We start from the raw sequence: 23,245 nt of genomic DNA, 5'->3' as shown, positions 1-23,245 counted from the left end.
AGTAGCGAACTTAAAGTGACATTAAGTGACAGGTAAAGACTCAGCATTGAGTGTTTTTGGCTTTCTCTCATCTCGCAAAGGGTTCAGCAAAATACAAGTTAATAACCCAGGTAAACTTAGAAATAAACAGAGTGAAATCCAAGTCGCTACCTGTGCAGAAGCCATTCGGTGACGGCGGCACATTATGATGGCACCAATCAGACTTACTAGATGTAAAATAATGGCCGCAGTGATTGCCTGTTGTGGAAAATTAACCTCTCGTATTTCTGCATAAGATAGAGCCCAACCATTCTCAGGATCTAAATAATCAAACATTAGGTTTTGCGTTCCCCAAAGTACTGGCGAAAACACAAACAAGCCGTGTCGTATCCACGCTGGATGAGAGAATGAAGTAAATTCTCGTCCACCTACATACAAAGTTTCCCCTGACAATTTCACATAAAACATTTGGGCGCCAGGTCGATCAAAACCAAAGTGTTTAGTACCGAAATAGTGAAACAAATATCCGTCAGCCAATTTGTAAGTGGTAATATTACTCAGCGTTTTATAAGCCACAGGATGTGGTACACGGTAATCTGGCTGAATTTGTTGGTATTCATCGCGGTAGCTGGATGGATCAAATAACAAAATATGTTGATTAGTCGCCACTGCAATATAGTTATCATGTATTTTGGGGATCCCAATAAAAAACTCACCTTGGGTTAAGCTAAATTTGTTGCTCAGAGATTTTTCGTTAAAGTTGACCTGATAAATGTTAGTGCGCGTCATAAAGTGGCTCTCACCCAACAAAAACGGCACTGCGCTGAAACGGTCTTGCTCAGTTACCTTTTCTAGACTACTCACAAACCCTTGTTGACCCAAAACGCCGACTCTTTTTCCAGTGCTTTTGCTAACCCCCACTAACACCATGTCTTTATGACTAAATTGCCACGTAGAATGGGTTTTCTTATGAGTTAAGGCGTATTGTAAGTCTTCAACATAAAGTTGATTTTTTCTAGGGAAAGGCCAAAAGTCTGTACTGATGTAGTCAACTTTGGCTAGTTTCGCTTGCTGGATCATGTTGTTGGCAAGTGGAGTATTCGCATTCTGCAAAATATACTCTGGTAACTCAGACTCATCGTATTGCCATATATATCGATAAGTATTTTCGATTGGATTATTGTCGGGATGAGTACCCGCTATAAATTTCGGCAAGTGATAAAGACTAGTGGTAGAGATCATCAGCAATAAAAACCACAGCGCAAAACTCAACGGAATGCTTAATAAAACCACACTAAAGGGTTGTTTCAAATAACGACTTAGGTCGGGTTGAAAGCTCTTCATGTTAAGATACAACAGGCCTAGAATCATCGATATCACAGGTAAGAACTGCATCTGAATACTAGGGGATATTGGCACATAAATTATAACCAATAAAATAAGCAAGCCTACAATTGCGTAACTAGCATTGAGTACTATTAAATTACCAATTAGAAACACCAAAATAGCGTTAAACAGTAAAAATGCCACATGTAGATAATGACGAGTTTCTACTAACGTTTCGGTAAAAATATCTAACCCTAGCATAGCGATCAACCAAGGTAAGCCGAACGCAATAAAGAGCAATAACACGCCAGCACCACAAAGAGCAAAATAGATTTTGGCAGGGCTAATGGGGCGATGGATTAAATACGTCCAATGATTAGTGCGCTTGTACAAAGCCATTTGTAGCACGCCAAACAGTAAACTGGCGCCAAAGAAGCTAAGATTCACTAAAGCAGACTGCGCATCGCTGTTTTCCAGTAAAGGCTTAATTTTACTCACGAAACCGAAGATCGCGAGTAACAAAACAGCAACTGCAAACGCCCATTTTTGATAACGAATAAATTCGCTTCTAGCTAATTCAAACATGATAATTTCCTAATAATTCAATATTGTATGGCTGCGTTAGGCTGGCACATTGTGATTTTTGGATAAGAACGCATTCACCGCACTATTTAACGTAACACCCATAGGTTGCACTTCCTTAGCGCCTAGTTTCTCAAGCTTCTGCCTAAATGAAGCATCGGTTTGGTCTAGGGTGACAATATGATGTTGACCATCAATTAATTTGGCACTGAGTAAGCCATCTATGGCACGTTTGTCGAGAGGCTTAGCGTCAAAATCTACCACCCAACTCCTTATTCGCTCCACAAACTCATCAGGCGCACTGTTATTCACTAAGCGCCCTTTCTCCAAGATAACTAAGTTGTCTGCGACTCGTTCAACCTCTTCCATTTGATGAGAGCAATAAATGATAGTGGAATCCTTTTCGATTTCTGTGAACATTAAGGCTTCTAAAAATGACTGCTTAGCCACCACATCTAACCCCAAGGTAGGTTCATCTAAAATTAAGATCTCTGGACTTTGCGCCAATGCCATTGAGAGATTAAAGCCGGCCCTTTCGCCGCGAGATAACCCGGCTACTTTTTGTTTAGGATCCACATCAAAATAGCCAATCACCCTTTCGTAAATATTTTGATCCCAGTTTTGATAAAAGTGTTTTTGCATCGCCACCACTTTCTCAACTAACATCCAAGTAGGCAGAGTGTGTTCTTCATTTACGTAACCCACTTTCCCTCTAATCTCGGTGTTCAAGTTTCGGCAATCTTGGCCTAATAGCGCTGCCGAGCCCGAGGTAGGACTCGCCACTCCGAGTAATAATCGAAACAAAGTTGATTTACCGGCACCATTACTGCCCACAAAGGCATGTATGCCACCCGTTTTAATGGCTAAATCTAATTGGTTAACCGCGGTCTTATTTCCATAAGTCTTGGTTAACTGAAAAGTTTCAATACAATGTTTAGTCATGATTTCTTGTCTCATTTTCTTTATTTGTGGCCAACTGATTGAGTGCCACCGATACTTTTTCTGTAATTTGCTCGGCACTAAAATCTAAATAGGCAACATCATTTACAAACGCTTGCACAGCGTCACCCAAGCGCTTTCGTTGCTCTTCAATATTTAGCTGTTGCCGTGGTTGACTGACAAATAAACCTAGGCCCTGCCTCGCTTCTACTAAACCTTGGTTAGTCAGTTCGGTGTAGGCTTTCGCCACCGTATTGGCGTTAATTGTCAATTGCATAGCCAAGCCTCTGACACTAGGTAATTTTGCACCCACAGGTAAGTTACCGCATGCGATCTGCATACGGATGCCATCTACAATTTGCTTGAAGATAGGTCGAGTGTCGCCTGGAGCAATATTAATATTGACCGCTTTAACATCTGACATAAGTGCCTTTAAGTTGATTTATGGTATTCACACAGCAACTGTACTATCTGTAGTAATACAGTAGATACACTTAACTTAGGGGTCAAGTGAAATTTAGTTGGAAATCCACATTTAGATCTAACCCTTTGTTATTTATGTTTATTTTTAATAGTTTAAATCGTTCAAACTCAGAGCTTAGGCAAGCATGTGTAGCTAGCACTAATTCAGCAGCAGTTTCATTTGAAACAAAACTTAAAAATATGATCCAAATAACACACACATGTTATACTCTAGATGTGTCAATTGAATTCGGGGCAAGTAGATGCAAGATATAAAAATGAAAGCGCCTAAAGAGCAACAACAAATTGTAATGAAGGCGTATATGAATGCCTACAAAGTTTTAGGCATAACCGATACCCAAGCGGCAAAACTCATTGGTGTTGCTAGGTCTACTCTGTTGCGCAAATCCGCTTTTGAAAAAGACTCCAAACAAAATGAATTACAAATATTGTTCATCAGGCTTTATCGCTCGTTATTCGCTTTATTTGGCGGAGATGTCACTTCAATGAAGCATTGGTTCGAACACAAAAATACACACATTCGCGGGATCCCTAGAGAGTTATGTTTTACAGTGACAGGGCTAGTGAATATCAACGCTTACTTAGATGCCCTTAGAGGTAAAGCTTGAGTCCAAAGGATATAATCACCGCCGCGGGCGGCTTAACCCGGTACGATAACTCAGTCTGTCGAATGGTGGAAACACAAGAATACGCGGCAACCACTTCGTTGGTGGACGATCTCGAAGAGCAAGCCATTTTAGAGCAAATCCTAGATGACTTTAAACCCCAATATATCGATGATACTCAAGACTTACATTATCTTATTTCCACTCCTTTTCGTTATCCTCCATTAAAATACGGATCTCGTTTTGGCGCAATAACCGAGCCTAGTTATTTTTATGCCAGCGAATCAATTCACACTTGTTTAACTGAAGCGGCCTTTTATCGCTTTTACTTGATTGACGGCACTGAAACTCCTTTTCCCAAAGTGATCCAGTCACAGCATTCTTTATTTTTTGTAAAGGTATTAAGTAACAACACTGTGGATCTGACAAAAATTTCAGATACAGAAGTACAAAAGCGTTTAACCGATCCCCAATCTTATTCGTTGACTCAACAGCTTGGGAATCATTCTCGAAAAGGTGGTGCCGATCTGCTGCGCTACTTTTCAGCGCGAAGCCAAGAGCAAGGTATCAATGTCGCCATTGATAACCATACAGTTATTCAATCTGAAAAACCCGAAGACAAAGTAGAATACATCTGCCAGCTTGACCCACAAACTGGCATTTTAAGATTTTCGCAACCAAGGACTTTTCCAGTCATGTTTACTAGGGAGCAGTTTTTGGTTGAGGGGACTTTGCCCTTACTTAGTTAAGTTTAAACAGCCTTCTTTCAAGCACAAACCCCATAATACCAGCACTAAACAAGAAAACTCCTAACACTTGAAGCCATGCGTTAATGGCGCGCTTTACCTCCTTTGTGCCCGTGAATCGATATTGACGATAGCCTTCTTTAGAATCAACTCGAATGAAAGGACCAGCGTATTCAAATACATTAATTACCTTTTCATCAACTCTCTTTGCCATTTCCAACCTTTTCATCGCAATAAACTCATAATCACGCTCTAGTTCTGGCGGCAGTAAATGTCGCCACATTTTGAAAACGTCTACGGGTTCGTTTTCTAAAATAATTCCTTCAGAGTGATATTGAAACTGTAATTCTGAAAACAACTGCTTGCTATATCCCACATAAAATAAAGTAGTGGCAAGCACTATTAATAAGCTAGAGAGAGTTAAAAATCTACGTTGATTATTGTGATTTTGTTTTTGCTGGTTTGAAAAATAACGTTCGACATCAGGAATTTGTTTTATGCGCTCTAACTCAACACCTTGACTAAACCCACTCACAAATTCTTCTAAGGTTATGCTGAACGCTCGAAGAATATTATTGAAAATATCATTTGATGGAATAGATTTATCATTTTCTAACTTAGACAAATAGGACTGTTCTATACCTATTTTTTCAGCCAACTCAGGTTGGCTCAAATTATGTTCTGCTCGCAATATTTTTAATTTTTTACCCAAGGTCATAACCGACTCCTTTGTTTTAAATACTCATCAAACACTGATGAGGTGGGCATAGTCTTGGTTATTCCTGTTGGACTAAAAAGATGAATATTAGCTACTATCGATGAATATTTAAATATTGAACATAAACTCCACCACAATTGCCAAATTAACAGACGCTAGTTGGGTGAATTTTGCTTAAGGGGGGCCAGTTACAAATAAAAAGCCAAACATACTTAATTGTCCCTAAACTCAGTTTTGTCTCTAAATATAACGTCTATGCTCGGCCAAGTACCCTAGAAGTAAGAAAACCATACCAACGGCTACTCCGCGGTATAAATAGGGTATCCATAATATAAACTGTTTTACAAAAGGCGTAGCAAAAATGAGTAACATGCCATAACCAAATGCACAGATAAGCACAAATACAGTGGTGCGAATTACAAAATGGTAAGGGCTGATCATACGTTTGATATGTTTATTTATCACGTCACCATACACCACTAGAATGGTGGCCAAGATAGTTAAGGCAATTTCACTGTAATAGGGTTGCATCCATTGAGTCAGTTGCTTCAAAACTGATTGTATCCACTCCATTTAACTTAACGCTCCTAGTTCGATAAACAGATCCAACATTTGTTGTTCGTTCATGACTTTAATACCCAGTGTTTCTGCTTTGGCAAGCTTAGAGCCTGCTTTTTCACCTGCCACCACACAACTGGTTTTTGCAGATACACTGCCCGCTACTTTGGCACCTAACCCTTGTAGTGTTGCTTTAGCGGTATTCCTATCCATTTGTTCTAAGGTGCCAGTTAATACAAAGGTTTGCCCTGCTAGAGGTAAAGACTCAATTTCTACTTTCTCAATTTTTGGCCAAGTGATACCTGCCGCGATCAACTCCTCGATCACTTGAACGTTGTGCTCTTCTGCAAAAAAATTGACTAAGTGCTGAGCCACAATCCCACCCACGTCACTGACTTCTTGGAGACTGTCCAAATCTGCTTGTTTAATGGCATCTAACTCACAGTAATGAGCCGCAAGATTAGCCGCTGTGGCTTCACCTACTTCACGAATACCTAGGGAGTATATAAACTTCGCCAGTGTGGTGTGCTTACTATTTTCAAGGGATTGAATCAAATTGGCGGCGGACTTTTCACCCATACGCTCTAGATTAGCGATTTGTACCAATTCAAGTTCAAAAAAGTCTGCTGGTGTCTTAACTAATTTTTGGTCGACTAATTGTTCGATAATTTTGTCGCCTAAACCATCAATATCAAAGGCCTTTCGTGAAGCAAAGTGTTTCATTGATTCTTTGAGTTGCGCGCCACAATACAAGCCTCCAGTGCATCTCGCTACCGCTTCGTCTTCAAGTTTTTCGATAGCCGAGCCACATATAGGACAGTGTTCTGGGAACGCTATCGCCCTAGCATCATCAGGGCGTTTTTCAGTTATTACCGATACGACTTGGGGAATCACATCCCCTGCTCGTCTAATAATTACCGTGTCACCAATTTTAAGTCCAAGGCGCTGAATTTCATCTTGATTATGCAATGTTGCATTAGATACAGTCACGCCACCTACAAATACCGGCTCTAGCCTAGCTACAGGAGTAATCGCCCCGGTTCTGCCTACTTGAAACTCTACATCCTGCACTTTAGTCATTTCTTCTTGTGCAGGGAATTTATGAGCAATTGCCCAACGAGGAGCGCGGGCCACAAAGCCAAGTTGTTGTTGTAATTCAATGTTATCTGCTTTGAATACCACGCCGTCAATGTCGTAATTGAGCGAATCGCGAATATCCCCAATATGCTGATAATAATCCAAGCAAGCTTCCGCCCCTTTAGCCACCTGCGACTCCTTGCTCAGTGGTAATCCCCAGTCACTTAACTGCTTTAAACGCCCAGAATGCGTATCGGCCAATGGAAACTGTTCATTTTCAACTAATCCCAGAGAATAAGTAAAAAACAATAACGGGCGCTTAGCGGTAATTCGTGAATCCAATTGCCGTAAACTGCCAGCGGCAGCATTTCTCGGATTCGCAAACACCTTTTTATCTTGTTCTAGTTGAGTATTATTAAGCTTGATAAAACCGTCTCGGGTCATTATCACTTCACCACGTACTTCCAAGCGTTGTGGATAGTCTTTACCTCTAAGCACCAAAGGAATGTTTTTAATGGTCCGAACGTTAGCGGTAATGTTTTCACCGACTCTGCCATCACCTCGGGTCGCACCACGTACTAACTTACCGTTTTCATACAATAAACTAACCGCCAACCCATCCAGTTTAGGTTCACAGCTATAATCAATTTCATCGGTATTTTTGATCCTATCTTGCATACGTTTTTCGAAAGCCAAGAATGACTCTCTATCAAAGGCATTGTCCAAGGACAACATCGGCACTTCGTGTTCGACCTGTTTAAACTCCGGCAAAGGCACATCACCTACTTTTTGACTAGGTGAATCATCAGTCAATAATTCTGGAAAATCCCGTTCAATAGCCAGTAAAGCTTGCATCTGTCGGTCGTATTCAGCATCAGGTACGCTAGGGTTGTCTAATACATAATATTGATAATTATATTCTACAATTGCGGTTTTAATTAAAGCGAGTTGTTCAATAATGTCTTGCGAGGCTGCCATAAAAGCATTCCAATAAAAAAGAGAGTGGATCTTTGCCCTAAACGTTTACTCTAGGGCAATATATTTTGGGGTTATGACCTTTAGGCTGTCAGTTAGCCTCTTAATAAACGCTGACGTTCAAATTCACGAATTTTTTCAACGTACTGCTGCAAGCTTTGCTTACTTAATAAGGTGCGTTTAGCATCATAAATTTGCGCCGAAAATTCTTCTGCAATTTTGCGAGCAGCATTGTGCATCATATTAAACACTTGATGCGGGTCGCCTTCAATCGGCAAAATCATAAATAACGAAATGCCTTGAGTCGTAAAGTTTTCAAGATTATCAATATCAAAATTTCCTGGTTTAAACATATTAGCCAAGCTAAACAATACCGGTCCTTTTCCATTAGAATTGACATGTCGGTGAAAGATATCTTGGTCGCCAAACTTAAAACCTAATGTAAGCAACATGGGTAACAAAGCTGAGCCTAATATGGGGTTATCATCTGCCGATTTCACATTGAGCACTAACACCTCTTGAGGTTGCTGTGGCTCAACAGGTTTAGCTTTGGCTTGCTTTTGTGGTTCTGGCGCGGCCACGGGCTCATCATCGAAATCAATACGCATTTGGTCTTCGGCCATCTTAGGCTCGCGGCGCTTTTTAACGGTTTCGCTTTTTTTACGCTTAACTAAGTTACGGGCTTGCTCTGATAAGCTCAATTTTTCCGCCAAAGAGGCATCCGTTTTGGGTAGTGGAGCTTCAGGTTTTACTTCAACGACAGGATTCGCTTTAACTGGTGATTCTGTGGTTTTATTGGCACTGGCTGCATCGTCTATCTCAGGCCTATCTTTTTTTAATAAAAAAGGAGGGGGTTCTGGCGCTTGGTAATTATCCTGAGAGTTGCTGCCAGTATTGCTAGTTGAAAATTGCTGAGTACGTACTTTTACTGAATCGTTATTATTTGAAGATGCACGCTCTTGTTGTGAAATAGCAACGGTTTCCGCCGCCAAAGACGTATATTTTTCGGCATATTCAGGTTTAGGTTGGGTAACCACCGACGCATAAATCTTGCTTGTTGTTGGTGCTGGTTCTGGCTCTAACTTAATTTGTGTATCAGGTTCAGGTTTTTTTTCTGTTTCAGGTTCAAGCTCTGGTTCTGTATGAGACGCTTCAACTGGCGAATCCTTGGGTTCAGTTGCAACCTTTTGTTCTCTCGACACAACTCGCACAGCACCTAACCCTAGATCATCGAACTCCCCCATTTTCACCTCAGAATCGGCAACAATAGGTACATCGTTATCTAAATCAAACTTTAAATTTTCATCATCTACGGGGTCTTCTTGAAAATCACTGCTTTCATCTTTGACTTCATCAAACATGTCAGTATCCGACTGCCACCCTGAAGGCTGATATTCTTGGTCATTTTTGCGTTTGTTGGCGTTACTTTTTTGTTCGCCATTTTTCCTAGAGAGCCAAATACCGTGTACGGCAAGACCCACTATTACCAAACTACCAATTATTAACAACGACCAACGTAAAACATCTGCTTCCATTTAACTTACTCGTACTTCATTATTATTATATTAAAAAGGCTAATGTATTTATGGCTAGGCTTGTGCAATAGCCACTGCTTCATCAACATCAACAGCTACCATACGCGATACACCTGGTTCCGCCATAGTCACACCGGTTAAATGTGTCGCCATTTCCATGGCAATTTTATTGTGCGTGATAAAAATAAACTGCACTGTTTTTGACATTTCAGACACTAACTTACAAAACCGAACTACATTAGCATCATCAAGAGGCGCGTCAACTTCATCTAACAAACAAAATGGTGCTGGATTCAATCTAAAAATGGCAAACACCAATGATAAAGCGGTCAACGCTTTTTCACCACCAGAAAGTAAATGAATCGTGCTATTTTTCTTACCCGGCGGTCTAGCCATAATAGTGACACCCGTTTCGAGTAAATCATCACCAGTTAGTTCAAGGTACGCCATGCCACCGCCAAATACTTTAGGAAATAACTGTTTTAGATCATCATTGACTTGGTCAAAAGTTTCTTTAAAACGCGAGCGGGTCTCTTTGTCTATCTTGCGGATGGCTTGTTCTAAAATATCTAGCGCTGCCACCAAATCATCATTTTGGTCATCAAGGTGTTGTTTGCGCTCTGCTTGAATATCATATTCTTCAACAGCGGCTAAATTAACCGCGCCCAATCGAGTCACAGAGGCGGTAGTTTTATCCAAATGATTTTGCCAAGTTTTTTCATTCGCGTCTTCGGGTAAGCTATCCAACACTGACCTAAGGTTTTGTTGCATCTCCTGCAATTGTTCTAACACGCCATTTGCTCGAACGCGATAACCTTCACACTCTAACTTAATGCTCTGTAGTTCGCTGAGCATGACTTGAATTTTATCTGTTACGCCTTGCTGCCCTTTTTCTGCTACAGACAGTTTTTCTTGAATCTCCGCTAACTTATCATTCAACTCTTGTTGCTGAATATCTAACACAGATTTTTGCTCTAAAAGTTGTTGCAACGACTCTTGCTGGTCTTCCAGAGGCATAGCCAACTCGGCAAACTCTGTTTTTAATAGCTGTAATTTTTGCTGCATATTATTTAGCAATGTTACTTCACGCTGCTGACTTTCAGTTAATCCTTGATATTGACTTCGAATCGTTTGTAAATGCAAAGCCAATTGGTGCAATTTATTTTTGGTGGTTTCTAGTTGAGTTCTGTTATCAAGTACTTTTTGCTGTTGTTGTTCGCGGTTTAGTTCAAACTCTCGTTGTTGTTCTTGCAAATTTTCTACTGCTTGTTCTAATTCTTCAGCCTGCAATGACAACTCTTCAAGTTGCAACTGCTCTTGCTCTGAGGTGTCTTGCTGACGCACTAATTCTTGAGAGAGACGAGTATTGCGGCCTATATTTTGTTGCTGTTGTTGCACCAACAATTGTGTTTGGTTTTTAGTTTGCTGCAAATTAAGCTTTAGATGTTCAAATTGTTGCTTGCCGGTTTCCGCATTACGTTTGACAATGACTAACTTGTCTTCTTCGTCATTCACAGCCAAGTCAGCGTGTAACAACCTGTCTTGTGCGGATTCCAGTTGAACGTCAAGCTGTTTGATCTGGTTAGCCCGTTTTAATAATCCACTTTGCTGCTCGGCGCTTCCAACGATCATCCAACCCTGCCCCAACCAATAACCATCTTGAGTCACAACACTTTGATAGTTCGTCAGTTTAGGTAGTATTGCCAATCCTGTTTCAAGGCTAGTCGCACACATAATGTGTGATAACCAACTAGGCACCGCCTTGTTATTGAGTTTACCGGCAATACTATTTTCAGCAATAATACTTGAGTGATTGTCAATGTAGTCATTTTCGAACAACCAAACCGAACCGGGCAATTCAGTTAACTCACTGTGTTTAGTGCTCTGTGGAAGTAATAGAGCATTCTGCCAATGCTGAGTAATGGTTTCGAACGCATTTTCCCAATCTGCTTTAATCTCTAGAGTTTGCCACCAAGATTGGTGATTCAACTGAAGGTTTTCAATAAATTGTAGCGATTGGTTGTCTAGATCACTACTTTGCTGCAGGGCATTCAACGCTGCCAGTTGAGCTTCGATGCTTTGTACTTCGCCCCTTAAGGCAATTTGATCTTGTGTCAGCTGTTTTAGATTGAGTTGCACGCTTTGCTCAATACTCAAAGACTGTTGTGACGCTTCAGCGCTTTGTTCTGTTTGCTCTTCAAGTATTAAAGTTTCTTGCTCATTTGCTTCAATTTGAATTGCCAATTCATCATCTGACACTTCGTTTAATTCATCTTTTAGTTCCCCGATACGCTGTTGAGTGCGCATTTGCATCGACATTAAAGATTGGATTTTGCTATGACAACTTTGGGCTTGTTGCTTGCGTTGATTGAATTCCAACTCTTGATTACGCCATTGATTCTGTTGCTGGCTGAACTGTTCTTCCGCTTCAATTAAGCTTATTTCTGCTTGCTCTAGTTGCTCTTCAAGCAATAGCTTTTCTGGCTCTGCTAATTCCAGTTGCTGTTCCAGATCGGTGATTTTCTCGAGGTTTTGCTGGTGATGAATTTCGTTCTCGGTGATAGCTTCTTGCAAGGCCGCCGATTCTTGCTCTATTTGTTGACGTCTTTGTTTCGTATGAATTTGATTCTGTTCAATCCGAGTGATATCTGTACTCACTCGAAATACTTGCTGCTGGATATCGCTCAGCTGTTGTTTACAATCTTGTTGCTGTTGCTTAAATTCGGTGATGTCTTTTTCTTCATTGCGCTGAGTGGCCACAAAGGCTTCTATGTCAGCATTTTTTTTAGCAATGTCTGATTCTAAGGTGTCTATTTTTTTACTGTGCTGCCGCCAACGTATAGCGGCCAATTCAGCCTTATAGCGGCGCTCATTTTGTTTGAGTTCTTTATAACGCTTAGCTGCTGTGGCCTGACGTTGCAACTTTTCTAATTGTTGCCCCAATTCACCTCGCACATCTTCTAGGCGTTCTAGATTTTCGTTAGTATGGCGGATCCGGGTTTCGGTTTCTCGTCGACGCTCTTTGTACTTTGATACTCCCGCGGCTTCTTCTATAAAAACTCTTAATTCCTGTGGTTTAGATTCTATTAACCTAGAAATCATCCCTTGTTCGATAATTGCGTAACTGCGCGGCCCTAAGCCTGTTCCTAAAAATAAGTCAGTCACATCACGACGGCGACATTTAGAATTATTGAGTAAATAACTGGATTGCGCTTCTTTAGTGACGATACGTTTGACAGAGAGCTCGTTATAACCTGCATATTCGCCTTGAATTCGCCCGGACGAGTTATCGAACACCAATTCGACACTACACTGAGAAACCGGTTTACGAGCGGTTGAACCGTTAAAAATTACGTCGGTCATAGAATCGCCGCGTAAATTTTTAGCGGAACTTTCTCCTAACACCCAGCGCACAGCATCAATCACATTCGATTTGCCACAGCCGTTAGGCCCGACAACCGCAGTCATATCATCTGGAAAAGGGATAGTGGTTGGGTCAACAAATGACTTAAACCCAGCCAACTTAATTTTTTTTAGGCGCATAAAAAGATGGAGTTGTTCCGAAAATTAGTATTATTTTTATATTTCAGTGATTGAATGTATCAAAAGTCATCAAGTGTAACAATTGACGTTTTGCCCCTGTGCAAGAGATACGTATAATAACGGCCATTACTTTTAGGAAAAACGCTGTTTTTCATTCTGTTAGGATACACAAAACAGCGGTCAGTACAGGTGTATTATGGAGTATTTTTTCCAAGGCTTTAGTTTAATTAAAACCAAGGGGCTAAAGCGCTTTGTGTTTTTCCCATTGGCGATTAACCTTATTTTGTTTTCTGCAGCCTTTTATTACTTATTCGGTGAAATTAGCGCCAGTATAGTGTGGTTAACAGATCTCATTCCTGATTGGGAATGGCTAAGTTGGCTAAAAGATGGCTTAAGCTACATTATTTGGCCAATAGCCGTGATCACCATACTGCTCATATTTGCACTCATATTTGGCACCTTAGCCAACTGGATAGCGGCACCATTCAATGGGTTATTGGCCGAAAAAGTAGAACAACATTTAACTGGTCAACCTATGGACGATACCGGCTTAATGGATGTGTTTAAAGATATTCCACGAACTTTAGGTCGAGAATTAGCAAAACTAGCCTATTATCTTCCCCGAGCAGTGGGTTTCTTATTGCTGTTTTTTATACTGCCTTTAATCGGGCAAGTTTTATGGTTTTTATTTTCAGCTTGGATGATGGCCATCCAATATTGTGATTACCCCTGTGACAATCATAAAGTGTCATTTGCGGATATGAAACGAATATTGCACGCCCACCGTTCTGAAAGTTTTAGTTTTGGGATCACCGTCAGTGTATTTTCACTTATTCCCATAGTGAATTTTTTAGTGATGCCAGTGGCGGTATGCGGTGCAACCGCACTGTGGGTCGATAAGTTAAAAGAGCGGGTGTAAATAGACAAAGTCACAGGCTCGAAAAATATTTATTCTCTGATGAGCCTTTATTTATAGGCTCTCACTTAATTTATACAAAGCACTAGTATTGTGCTGTATCTTTCAAACATTATAAAAACCAACACAAATAAGTATATAAACTATGAGTGTGTTAAGTGCATTTTTACTAAATACTGCTTTATATTCGGTTTTCCCTCTGTACTTAACCACAGTAAAACCAAAATCAAGAGCAACCGCCTTTTATATATACATCAGTGTTGTATTAGTTTTAGGTAGCCTGCTTGGTAGTATTTATTCATTTAAGTTAACCGACAACATTATTATTTCTGGTGGAAGTATCGCTTTTGGCGCTTTTATGATGAGTATTACTATGCTGCTCATTATTGAACGTAACGCCAGTATATTAATTAATATAATGAAACTTGTTTTACTGGTTAATACTCTTACTTATCTGAGTTTTATACTTTACAGTTGGCTATTTGATTCAAGCCTAGTCATGAATCACCTTAATATTTCCATTAATATATTCCAGACTTCTTTATCCGTATTAATTATTGGCGGAGGATTAATATTTGTAGAGTTATTATTACTACTGTTTTTGTTTATTCAACTTCGTAAATTCGTTTTCAATATTTCTTTTCTTTCGATTATTTATACTTGCGCATTTATTCTTATTTTATGTTTGGACGGTTTGTTATTTCCGTTATTTGCCATTGAGTACAACGAAAATTTTGGCCATACATTAATGAATAATGTCACTGGGAAGTTTATTTTAGCTCTTAGTTATAGCTTTCCTATGTTAATTTTTTATTGGGTATTTAAACGTCATTTAGTGAGATTTATAAAATCACCTATACAGCTGCAAAGTTTGTTACCAGCACCAAGAAAAAAGCTTCTTGAAGAACTACAACGTTATGAAATGCAGGACCAAAAATTACGTCGAAAGAATTTAGAATTATTACAACAGTCCACTCATGATTCAATGACTTCACTAGCTAATAGAAGGAAATTCGACCACTCCCTTAATATAGAGTGGAAGCGCTGTGAACGCAGTAAAAAACCTTTAACATTAGTTATAGGTGATATAGATTTTTTTAAACAATTTAACGACCATTATGGCCACCAAAAAGGTGATGATTGTATTAAAGCTATAGCCGATCTTTGGGGGAAGTGTTTTACTCGTCCAGCGGACTTAGCAGCTCGAATAGGTGGAGAAGAATTTGCCATGATACTTCCCGAAACTATGGCCGCTCAATGTGTTGATGAATTAACGCTATTTATAGAAAAATTAAAAGCTAAAAATATTCCTCATGCAAAATCTCTAGTAGCAAATCATGTCAGCTTGAGTATTGGTATCGCTAGCACTATCCCAAATAGTAATAGTTCTGCAAATTCCTTATTAGAATTAGCAGATATCAATCTATATCAAGCTAAACAGCAAGGAAGAAATCGTATTATTAGTACAAATAATTAAAATATTTGAGACATTGAAATGTATATATAACCTATCAACCTATAGAAACTGGATACGATCAGAATTATCCATTTTTATGATTCCTAGGTTGAATTTATTCGCGATTTATCTAGTGGAATTCAATCTGGTTTACTAGTTTTAGGATATTTATAGAGCGCTATAATATCTAAGCTAACTTTTAAACGACGATTGCTCTCTAAGCAATTCACCCAGTTCTTGTATAAACATCTTCACGCCATTGTCTTTTGTTGCGCTAATAGTGAACTTAGGCTTACTTGTAATTTCAATTGTTTTTCTGGTGACAATGCCATTTCTACTTATAGCTAGATTGGCAGTCATTGTTATTATTGTGCCTTTTCGTTCTTCGAGTATAACAAGCTGGGTAATATCGATATGTATCTTGGTTTGTGCTGAAGGCAAAACACGGACATCTGACCTTTTTAGAGATTGAAGTAAAGAATCACTAAAATTATTCTTATCCTTGTCGGTAAACACCTGGGTGGTTTGTGTTTGCGTGGATGTTTCTGGATATGTAAAAGCAGCTATTTCGATTATTCTTAAACCATTAAATTTACCCATATCAACAGTTTGCACACTACTTTGTGTGAAGAGACCATTTTGTTCATTTAAAGCACAGCCACTGAGTCCAGTAAACAGCAAGAAAATGCAAACTAGATAGTTCACTTATGGGTTACCAATCTCAAAAGCGTTTCTGCGGCAATAGGCGGTTTGTGATCTGTATCTAGTGCTTTATCGTTGGTTAACGCCCTAATCAAACTGATTATCTTTTCATTTGCAGGACAGTGAATGTGTAACGCCTTAGCATGTTTTAAAATGGCACCGTTTATATGCTCAATTTCAGTTGATTTGCCCTGCGACACATCCCACCACATAGAGGAACGTACATTAGGATCTATGGCTAACATTTTGTTGGCCACGCGGCTAAAAATAAAATTGGGTAGCCGCAATACCATAGGGATTTTGTGAGCAGAGATGGCCGTCACTTTGGGAAGTGTTATTGCTAACGCATCCGCTACTTGCAATAACTCCCCCATGAGTAAAGCAATGACCTTGCGATAACTACGCTGCTCTAACATAGCTTTAACCGGAATATCAGCTAACGCATTAACACTGTTACCCAAATTTAATTGTAACTTTGCCCACAATAGCGCGTCCATTTCTGCTGTGGTAGTGACGGGTAGCAGTTCTGAATGTATTGCCATAGCGACTGTACTGATGCCAACTTTAGACTGGGGTGTCTGTTCAATTGTCAGCTTACCTTCTGAACCACGGTGATAATGACCAGGGGATAGTTCAACTACATTAAAAGGCACCATGACTCTTAAAACCAGATTTTCAGGATAGGCTTGTTTCACAGCCGCGTCTGAGCCCAAACCATTTTGACAACAGAGAATAATAGTATTCTCATCTACTAATGGCGCTATATCGATAACCGCTTGTTTAATGCCAGTACATTTAACGGTTAGCCATAAAAACCTAGCTTTTTTAATCTTAAATTTGGGCGTCGATAGCTGTATATCATCGAGCACATCAATTTTAGCTATGATAGCCTCATGGCCTTGGTAATCAGTGAGTTTTAAACCTAATGTGAGTTTTGATTTTGCCTTTGCACGGCAAATTAATGTGGTTTGAAATCCCTGAGCACTCAGTGCACCACCTAAATAACTACCAATCAGGCCCGCACCAAAAACAGTATGTTGCTCCCAAGAGAAAAAATCTGTCATTGAAGAACTGCATATTCTAAATAGAGATTAAAACACTTTATCACAAAGCAAAGGGCCTGTTGACCTTTTGCCAATGGGTAAATTCACTTACAATAGCTGGCCGAGTTTTTTATCCATTTTAATCGAAGTGAGCGTTGTCTTTGACTACTAAATTGTCGCCCTTGTTGTCTCGATTGACTGATTTTTGTTGGTTGTTCTTCCCCACATTGCTTTTTTTTGGTGCCTTATACGGCTTTTATAGTTACAACACAGAACTGATTAAAGCATGGTTACAAAACCTTTGGTGGCTTAGCTATGCCAGTTTAGCAATAGCAGCCATTATCGCCTGGCAGTTCGGTCGAAGTCGTTTAGTGTACGCTTGTTTATTGTTGTTATTAATTGCAGTGAAAACAAAGCTGGCATTCCCCCCAGAATTGCTAGAAGTAAAATTCAGCGGTATCCTATTCAGCTTTGTATTTTTAATGTTTAGCAGGGATAAAGGCTTCTCAGGGCTTAACGTTCTTTTCAGTTTACTCATTTTTGCGACAATTTTTGTTTTAAGTTGGTTAAGCATTCCACTATTGCAAGATTATGCGCAACCTTGGTTAACCTCTTTAGATAGTTTGATATTCGAACTCTCTCCTGAGTTACGCGCTTTAGTGTCACCATTTAATAGTGCATTGCTCCTTGTGAGCTTATTACTCGGTTTAGTTCGGCTAATGGTGAAAACCGATAATACCCATAATGCTTTGTATTTTGGATTGGCTTTGAGTGCTTTTATGCATTTTTACGGCAACACCGCAAGCGCCGCTGAAAACAATACTGACTTGGGGTTGATTACTTTGGTGAGTTTAGCCGCTTTGTTTGGTTACTCTGTACTCAAAGATAGCTTCACTATGGCCTTTAAAGACGAACTAACAGGTATTCCATCAAGGCGTGCTCTGATGCAGTTTGTACAGACCCTCGGTCGTAAATATACCGTTGTGATGTCTGATATCGATCACTTCAAAAAATTCAACGACACTTATGGCCATGATGTAGGTGATGAAGTGTTAAAACTCGTGGCAAGCAAACTCAATAAAGTATCAGGCGGTGGTAAAACGTTTCGATTTGGTGGTGAAGAATTTATCATTATTTTCCCCCGTAAAACCGCTACAGAAGTGTCGCCCTTTGTCGAAATGGTGCGCCAAACTATTGCCGACTATGATATTGCATTGAGAACTAAACCTCGACCACCCAAACCGAATAAAACGGCTCCCAAGAAACCCAACACGGCAAAAATAGTAAAAGTCACTAGCAGCTTTGGAATCGCCCAACGCACCAAACAACACCCTGAGTTTGCGGATATTATGAAACAAGCAGATATTGCTTTGTATGCAGCCAAAAAAGGTGGCCGAAACTGCGTAAGGATTGCCAAACAATGAGCTTTAATATATGACGCTTAATGATACTCACACCCTATTAGTTTTGGGGTACGTGTGGCCAGAGCCTAATTCATCGGCAGCTGGCAGCCATATGTTGAGTTTGCTTAAGATGTTTTTAGAACAAGGTTATCAGGTGACTTTTGCTAGCCCTGCACAACAAGGCGAGCACAAAGCCGATTTAACTGAATTAGGAATAACTGAACAAGCCGTCGCTATTAATTGCAGTAGCTTTGACAGTTTCATTGCTGAGCTCAACCCTAATATAGTGTTATTCGACCGTTTTATGCTAGAAGAACAGTTTGCTTGGCGAGTGGCTAAACATTGCCCTAATGCGATACGAGTTTTAGATACCGAGGATTTACACTCGTTGCGTCATGCTCGACACCAAGCACTAAAACAACACACAGAAATAACCAATCAGCACTTAAATAGTGACTTAGCTAAACGTGAAATAGCAGCCATTTTTCGCTGTGATTTAAGTTTGATCATTTCAGACTTTGAATTGGCCTTACTTAAAAATCATTATGCTGTACCAGAGCATATTTTGTGGCACTGCCCCTTTATGGTAGACATAGAAAATTTTGTTGAGTCAAAGCTTAGTTTCCAAGATAGGCAACATTTTGTGAGTATTGGGAATTTTCGTCATGAGCCCAACTGGGATGCAGTACTATTCCTAAAACAATATATTTGGCCTTTAATACGTCAACAATTGCCTAAAGCTGAGCTACATATTTTCGGAGCGTATCCACCACCTAAAGCGACTCAGTTACATAACTCCAAACAAGGCTTTTTGGTTAAAGGTTGGGCACAAGACGCCAAACAAGTGATGCAACAAGCTAGGGTATGTTTAGCGCCATTACGTTTTGGCGCGGGTATAAAAGGCAAGTTAGCCGAAGCGATGCTTTGCGGCACACCAAATATAACCACTAATATTGGTACTGAAGGCATGAGTATGGGTGTAGAGTGGCCTGGCCTAACATCTGAACTTACATACAATTCAAGTTCCGAAATAACACAAAGCGACCAGCACTTAGTCTGGGCGAAAGACTTGGCGACAAACGCAGTACAAATCTATCAAGATGAACAATTATGGATACAAAAACAAAAAGCGGGTTATTCGCTTATTAAAAAACATTTTGATAAAGATACGATCCAAACTAGATTAATGCAGCGGATACTTGATATACAACAAAATCTGCATCAGCATCGTTGTAATAATTTTATAGGGCAAATGTTGCAGCACCATCTACTTAAAAGTACACAATACATGGCCCAGTGGATAGAAGCTAAAAACAGTCGCTAAATGTTAACAACCAAAGGATGTAAAATAACAATGAAAACCTTGCTTTCGCGAACATTGACACTTGCCATACTTAGCTGCCTTCCGTTGATTGTTCAAGGGCATCAACTTCAGCAACCTGCATCAACTGACAACGCCGTTGTTGCGCCAATTTACCGCCTTTTCGATGCCATGCGCGCACACGATCAACACAAGATTTTAGGGCAATTTACTGATACAGCATTACTACAACGTATTTCGAATAGCGGTGAACTCATCGATACTGATGTGAAAAAGTTTGCATTGAGCATCAGTGAAAACACCGCCAAGTTAGATGAGCACATATTGGCGGTAACTATGCATCAACAAGATCATCTAGCTAGCGTGTGGACCCCTTTTGCCTTTTATCTTAATGATAAATTGAGCCACTGTGGAACCAACAGTTTTCAGATGGTACAAATTAATGGCAATTGGAAAATCCACTATCTAATCGACGTGACTTACAATGGTGATTGTCAGGCCTTTGTAGAGAAATATGCTAGTTAGTCACGCCATTAAATAGCTGGCACACCTTGTTTCCATACTTGCCAGTTGCTAACAATGTAATCAGTTACTGTAGCGCCAACTAGAACAATATTTTCTACTGTTTCAGCAAAACCTCCAGCGGTTTCTCCCGGTGCGGGATCTAAGTGCTGCAGAGTGGTTTCGTTAGGGTTACCTTGATCAAAATTAACTGAACCACGTAAGCTAAGAATTTTTTGGGTACCCAAACTGCGAGAGATAACTTGAGTAATAGCAGCCGCTTCCATTTCGGTTGCCACGTAATCATCTGCAGCATATAACTCACTGATATATTGCGCTTCTTGTGACAATCCTGGCCCATGAAAAAACGTATCTCCTGTCATATGTGTTCCCGCAAACACTGTGGGTAACCGTCTGGCGGATTGCTGCGGGTAACGCTTTCGATACGCCTGAGCTTGAGGTGAATCTTTAAGTGTTACATCTTTAGATAACTTCAAACTCCAACTTAGCAATAATGGGTTGAGCTGATAGCGACGAATACTTTCATAACCCTTACGCGGCATAAACGCAGGTGTGTCTCGTTTAGCCTCTTCTGGGGCCCAGCGATGACCTAAATCATAATCAATTAACCAACTGCCCCAAGTCACATCACCAATAGTCCCTTTTGAAGGAGGTGTGCCACCCACTCCACTCAAAATAAAATAGGCCTGGGAGAAATCAAACTGATGATTGAGTAAAATTGCCTGCATAGAAGAAGACGAGGCCACTTTACCCATGCCTAAGACGCCGCCACACACTCCGTCTTTATTACAATAAACAGGTTTCAACGCTCCCTTTACAGTAATAGGTTGACTGTTTTTAAAATAACGTAAATACCAATGCTGAAACTCACCGGCCTTATCACCTGAATTTTCGCCAATTTCAAACATGGCTGCGATAAACACTTTGACCTGAATCGGCGGAGAAGTAGCTACAACTTCGCGAGAAAACGTACCTGAGAGAATTAACAACCCTACCAATAATCGATGAAATGTCACGCCTATCTCCTGTTACTAAACTTTATATCACTAACTCACACAATTTCAGTGTTTTAATCAAAGTGTAAATCTATTGTTCTGAGTTATGTAGTTGGCAATATGCCACAATTTTATTAACCACCGCGGATAATCCATTACCCCTTGATTCGCTTAGATGTTTACCTAAATTTAGGTCAACTAAATACTCAGCTAAGTTAAATTCTAAAATCTGATTGGTTGTTTTACCTGATAAAGTTTCGAATATTACGGCCAGCAAACCACGAACGATTTTACTAGGAGAATCACCTTCAAGTACCAGTTTACCGTGCTCTAAACGACATCTTAACCACACCTGGCTTTCACAACCATGCACTGCGGATCCTTCAGTTTTATATTGTGGATCTAATCTAATTAAACTCTTTCCTGCCAACATTAATTGCCTGTAGGTTTGATCCCAACTTTTAGCTTTTTGAATAGATTCCGCAATTGGCATAGGTTGATTAAGCTGCGCATTGGTGGCCAAAGTGGCAATAGCCTGTTCTGCTGAATTTACGTTTGAGTCCGACAAAAAACCGATACACTCCTTCAACGCAGCGCCAAAAGTGATTATGTCTTGACTGCTATTATACGCAGCCAAAGACACTCTTATCGTGCCGTCAATACTAAGTTCATGCATCAAAGGCATAGCGCAGTGATGCCCTGCTCTTACCGCTATATTGCGTTTGTCTAATAACACAGCCAAATCATAGTGACTGACTCCTTCAACAGTAAAAGACTGTATACAAATACTGTTAATCTTATCGCCCCATAACTTAACTTGTGGAATTTCAGCTAGCGTAGCCAATAACTGTTGATACAAGTGATCTTCTAGCTGTAAAAATGTGTCTCTATGTTGTTGTATAAACTCACATGCCACAGACAAACCTAAGACCCCTGCAATATTGGGTGTGCCCGCTTCAAATTTAAGTGGAGGGGGTTGAAAGGTGGTATCAGTAAAACTCACCTTTTTGATCATTTCCCCACCTAATTGATAAGCTGGTAATTGCTCGAGCAAATGATACTTGCCGTATAAAACCCCAATCCCAGTTGGCCCAAACATTTTGTGACCACTAAACACATAAAAATCGCAATTTAGTTGCTGTACATTCACGGCCAAATGACTCACCGCTTGGGTACCATCGATTAAGGTTAACGCCCCAAGCTGTTTCGCTTTATTAATGATGTCGGCAATCGGATTAATATTACCTAAAGCATTAGACACATGACCAATCGCCACCAAAGCGGTGTTTTCGTCTATCAACTCAAGGGACGCCTGCAGTTTTAACACACCTAAACTATCTACGGGCATGACTTTAAGCTGCAAATTATGAGTTTGGGCGATTTGCTGCCAAGGTACGATATTGGCGTGATGTTCTAACGCTGAAACTAAGATGCTGTCGCCTGGCTTAATATAACTTTTGGCTAATCCACTTGCCACAAGGTTAATGCTTTCGGTTGCCCCTTTAGTCCAGACAATTTCCTTATGGCTCTTAGCCCCAATAAATCGCTGTATAGTTTTGCGTGACTGCTCAAACTGCTCGGTAACACAGGCCGCTAACTGGTGACTTGAACGATGCACGTTAACTGAACGCTCTTGGTAATACTGTTGTGTGACGTCAATCACCCTTTGCAACTTTTGACTCGTCGCTGCGTTGTCTAAATAAACACATTGCTCGGATTGAGTACTCGAAAAAAAAGGGAAATGTTGGCGTAAACTTTCGGATAACTTGGTTGGCATTAAATCGACAAAGCGCTAATAATCATGCGCTTATTGTTGTCAAT

The 23,245-nt window shown here is 40.1% G+C and carries 19 protein-coding genes; 7 read left to right on the top strand and 12 right to left on the bottom strand.

The window, feature by feature from the left end:
- Window positions 1-21 precede the first annotated feature (21 nt).
- From KO534_RS09440 to KO534_RS09430, 3 genes are read right to left on the bottom strand one after another with little or no spacing between them, the layout of a single operon-like run.
- Complete coding sequence (locus KO534_RS09440) at window positions 22-1,890, bottom strand: hypothetical protein (protein ID WP_215929406.1); 1,869 nt, start codon at window positions 1,888-1,890, stop codon at window positions 22-24.
- A gap of 36 nt (window positions 1,891-1,926) precedes the next feature.
- Window positions 1,927-2,829: an ABC transporter ATP-binding protein gene (locus tag KO534_RS09435; RefSeq protein ID WP_215929405.1), complete on the bottom strand. Its 903-nt coding sequence runs from the start codon at window positions 2,827-2,829 to the stop codon at window positions 1,927-1,929.
- Window positions 2,822-3,250, bottom strand: coding sequence for a GntR family transcriptional regulator (locus KO534_RS09430; RefSeq protein WP_215929404.1), 429 nt, complete (start codon window positions 3,248-3,250; stop codon window positions 2,822-2,824). The genes KO534_RS09435 and KO534_RS09430 overlap by 8 nt, the downstream gene beginning before the upstream one ends.
- 301 nt (window positions 3,251-3,551) lie before the next feature.
- Between KO534_RS09430 and KO534_RS09425 the strand changes: the two genes are divergently transcribed.
- A complete protein-coding gene (locus KO534_RS09425) occupies window positions 3,552-3,917 on the top strand; it encodes an MbcA/ParS/Xre antitoxin family protein (protein WP_215929403.1) in 366 nt (121 codons plus the stop codon).
- The gene (locus KO534_RS09420) at window positions 3,914-4,663 is read left to right on the top strand and encodes an RES family NAD+ phosphorylase (RefSeq protein WP_215929402.1); all 750 of its coding nucleotides are present in this window, start codon (window positions 3,914-3,916) and stop codon (window positions 4,661-4,663) included. The genes KO534_RS09425 and KO534_RS09420 overlap by 4 nt, the downstream gene beginning before the upstream one ends.
- On the opposite strand, the gene KO534_RS09415 is transcribed toward KO534_RS09420, so the two are convergent.
- The 5 genes from KO534_RS09415 to smc all read right to left on the bottom strand — a co-directional run bounded on the left by KO534_RS09415 (window position 4,656) and on the right by smc (window position 13,066).
- A complete protein-coding gene (locus tag KO534_RS09415) occupies window positions 4,656-5,378 on the bottom strand; it encodes a helix-turn-helix domain-containing protein (protein WP_215929401.1) in 723 nt (240 codons plus the stop codon). The two genes, KO534_RS09420 and KO534_RS09415, sit on opposite strands and share 8 nt — an antisense overlap.
- Window positions 5,379-5,618: 240 nt before the next feature.
- On the bottom strand, window positions 5,619-5,951 hold the full coding sequence (locus tag KO534_RS09410) for a DUF3392 domain-containing protein (protein WP_215929400.1): 333 nt from the start codon (window positions 5,949-5,951) through the stop codon (window positions 5,619-5,621).
- A complete protein-coding gene (gene ligA, locus KO534_RS09405; RefSeq protein ID WP_215929399.1) occupies window positions 5,952-7,991 on the bottom strand; it encodes an NAD-dependent DNA ligase LigA in 2,040 nt (679 codons plus the stop codon).
- 92 nt (window positions 7,992-8,083) lie between these two features.
- Entirely contained in the window at window positions 8,084-9,523 is a 1,440-nt protein-coding gene (gene zipA / locus KO534_RS09400; protein ID WP_215929398.1) for a cell division protein ZipA, read from the bottom strand.
- Between the two features lie 54 nt (window positions 9,524-9,577).
- Complete coding sequence (gene smc / locus KO534_RS09395; protein ID WP_215929397.1) at window positions 9,578-13,066, bottom strand: chromosome segregation protein SMC; 3,489 nt, start codon at window positions 13,064-13,066, stop codon at window positions 9,578-9,580.
- A 196-nt stretch (window positions 13,067-13,262) separates the two neighbouring features.
- Here smc and cysZ point away from each other — a divergent pair, with 196 nt between their 5' ends.
- Window positions 13,263-13,985, top strand: coding sequence for a sulfate transporter CysZ (cysZ, locus tag KO534_RS09390; RefSeq protein WP_215929396.1), 723 nt, complete (start codon window positions 13,263-13,265; stop codon window positions 13,983-13,985).
- Between the two features lie 142 nt (window positions 13,986-14,127).
- The gene (locus KO534_RS09385; RefSeq protein ID WP_215929395.1) at window positions 14,128-15,459 is read left to right on the top strand and encodes a diguanylate cyclase; all 1,332 of its coding nucleotides are present in this window, start codon (window positions 14,128-14,130) and stop codon (window positions 15,457-15,459) included.
- 171 nt (window positions 15,460-15,630) lie between these two features.
- Here KO534_RS09385 and KO534_RS09380 read toward each other — a convergent pair whose 3' ends face one another.
- Both KO534_RS09380 and KO534_RS09375 read right to left on the bottom strand, forming a co-directional pair.
- A complete protein-coding gene (locus KO534_RS09380; RefSeq protein WP_215929394.1) occupies window positions 15,631-16,143 on the bottom strand; it encodes a hypothetical protein in 513 nt (170 codons plus the stop codon).
- Window positions 16,140-17,204 (bottom strand): 2-dehydropantoate 2-reductase, encoded by a 1,065-nt coding sequence (locus KO534_RS09375; protein WP_215929393.1) that lies wholly within the window; start codon window positions 17,202-17,204, stop codon window positions 16,140-16,142. Before KO534_RS09375 ends, KO534_RS09380 begins: the two co-directional genes overlap by 4 nt.
- Before the next feature lie 140 nt (window positions 17,205-17,344).
- Here KO534_RS09375 and KO534_RS09370 point away from each other — a divergent pair, with 140 nt between their 5' ends.
- The 3 genes from KO534_RS09370 to KO534_RS09360 are packed head-to-tail and all read left to right on the top strand — an operon-like array spanning window position 17,345 to window position 20,432.
- A complete protein-coding gene (locus tag KO534_RS09370; protein ID WP_252732049.1) occupies window positions 17,345-18,607 on the top strand; it encodes a GGDEF domain-containing protein in 1,263 nt (420 codons plus the stop codon).
- Window positions 18,608-18,617: 10 nt separating this feature from the next.
- The gene (locus KO534_RS09365; RefSeq protein ID WP_215929391.1) at window positions 18,618-19,910 is read left to right on the top strand and encodes a glycosyltransferase family 4 protein; all 1,293 of its coding nucleotides are present in this window, start codon (window positions 18,618-18,620) and stop codon (window positions 19,908-19,910) included.
- A gap of 30 nt (window positions 19,911-19,940) precedes the next feature.
- Window positions 19,941-20,432: a hypothetical protein gene (locus KO534_RS09360; protein ID WP_215929390.1), complete on the top strand. Its 492-nt coding sequence runs from the start codon at window positions 19,941-19,943 to the stop codon at window positions 20,430-20,432.
- Between the two features lie 8 nt (window positions 20,433-20,440).
- Here KO534_RS09360 and KO534_RS09355 read toward each other — a convergent pair whose 3' ends face one another.
- Together KO534_RS09355 and KO534_RS09350 are read right to left on the bottom strand one after the other, a co-directional pair.
- Window positions 20,441-21,445 (bottom strand): purine-nucleoside phosphorylase, encoded by a 1,005-nt coding sequence (locus KO534_RS09355; protein ID WP_215929389.1) that lies wholly within the window; start codon window positions 21,443-21,445, stop codon window positions 20,441-20,443.
- A gap of 70 nt (window positions 21,446-21,515) precedes the next feature.
- Window positions 21,516-23,201 (bottom strand): SufS family cysteine desulfurase, encoded by a 1,686-nt coding sequence (locus KO534_RS09350; RefSeq protein ID WP_215929388.1) that lies wholly within the window; start codon window positions 23,199-23,201, stop codon window positions 21,516-21,518.
- Window positions 23,202-23,245: the final 44 nt, after the last annotated feature.

The sequence above is a fragment of the Paraglaciecola arctica genome, from assembly GCF_018861065.1.
Classification (GTDB): Bacteria; Pseudomonadota; Gammaproteobacteria; order Enterobacterales; family Alteromonadaceae; genus Paraglaciecola; species Paraglaciecola arctica_B.
Note: the sequence above shows the minus strand (reverse complement) of the source record. Positions and strands in the feature narration are given on the sequence as shown.

Bases quoted from the DNA above. Each gene is read 5' to 3' on its own strand.
- KO534_RS09440 (WP_215929406.1), bottom strand. From the start codon at position 1,890: ATGTTTGAATTAGCTAGAAGCGAATTTATTCGTTATCAAAAATGGGCG.
- KO534_RS09435 (WP_215929405.1), bottom strand. From the start codon at position 2,829: ATGACTAAACATTGTATTGAAACTTTTCAGTTAACCAAGACTTATGGA.
- KO534_RS09430 (WP_215929404.1), bottom strand. From the start codon at position 3,250: ATGTCAGATGTTAAAGCGGTCAATATTAATATTGCTCCAGGCGACACT.
- KO534_RS09425 (WP_215929403.1), top strand. From the start codon at position 3,552: ATGCAAGATATAAAAATGAAAGCGCCTAAAGAGCAACAACAAATTGTA.
- KO534_RS09415 (WP_215929401.1), bottom strand. From the start codon at position 5,378: ATGACCTTGGGTAAAAAATTAAAAATATTGCGAGCAGAACATAATTTG.
- KO534_RS09410 (WP_215929400.1), bottom strand. From the start codon at position 5,951: ATGGAGTGGATACAATCAGTTTTGAAGCAACTGACTCAATGGATGCAA.
- ligA (WP_215929399.1), bottom strand. From the start codon at position 7,991: ATGGCAGCCTCGCAAGACATTATTGAACAACTCGCTTTAATTAAAACC.
- zipA (WP_215929398.1), bottom strand. From the start codon at position 9,523: ATGGAAGCAGATGTTTTACGTTGGTCGTTGTTAATAATTGGTAGTTTG.
- smc (WP_215929397.1), bottom strand. From the start codon at position 13,066: ATGCGCCTAAAAAAAATTAAGTTGGCTGGGTTTAAGTCATTTGTTGAC.
- cysZ (WP_215929396.1), top strand. From the start codon at position 13,263: ATGGAGTATTTTTTCCAAGGCTTTAGTTTAATTAAAACCAAGGGGCTA.
- KO534_RS09385 (WP_215929395.1), top strand. From the start codon at position 14,128: ATGAGTGTGTTAAGTGCATTTTTACTAAATACTGCTTTATATTCGGTT.
- KO534_RS09375 (WP_215929393.1), bottom strand. From the start codon at position 17,204: ATGACAGATTTTTTCTCTTGGGAGCAACATACTGTTTTTGGTGCGGGC.
- KO534_RS09365 (WP_215929391.1), top strand. From the start codon at position 18,618: ATGACGCTTAATGATACTCACACCCTATTAGTTTTGGGGTACGTGTGG.
- KO534_RS09360 (WP_215929390.1), top strand. From the start codon at position 19,941: ATGAAAACCTTGCTTTCGCGAACATTGACACTTGCCATACTTAGCTGC.
- KO534_RS09350 (WP_215929388.1), bottom strand. From the start codon at position 23,201: ATGCCAACCAAGTTATCCGAAAGTTTACGCCAACATTTCCCTTTTTTT.